A 241-nucleotide genomic window follows, 5' to 3' on the forward strand; every position below is an offset into this window, starting at 1 on the left:
CTCTAATATCTCACTGACAGGGATATCTGTTTCCTTTAACATCATTTCCGCTTGATGTATCCTATGCATATTAAGCAGTTGAGTGAATGGTTTTCCTGTCAGTTTCTTTATGAGCCTGCAAAAATAATGTTTATTTATATTAAGAACCTTGGATATTTCATCTAAAGATATATCTCTTTGATAATTACTTTGTACGTATTCCCACATATCATCCATTATTTTCTGTACTACATAAGAAAAT

Annotated in this window: 1 protein-coding gene; it reads right to left on the reverse strand. The window is 30.7% G+C overall.

Annotation, left to right across the window (positions count from 1 at the left end; genetic code table 11):
* A partial coding sequence (locus AACQ14_RS24290) for a helix-turn-helix domain-containing protein (RefSeq protein WP_339366105.1) occupies positions 1 to 216 on the reverse strand: 216 nt, incomplete at its 3' end.
* Positions 217 to 241 lie beyond the last annotated feature (25 nt).

The sequence above is a fragment of the Vallitalea maricola genome (genome assembly GCF_036985595.1).
Lineage (GTDB): Bacteria > Bacillota > Clostridia > Lachnospirales > Vallitaleaceae > Vallitalea > Vallitalea maricola.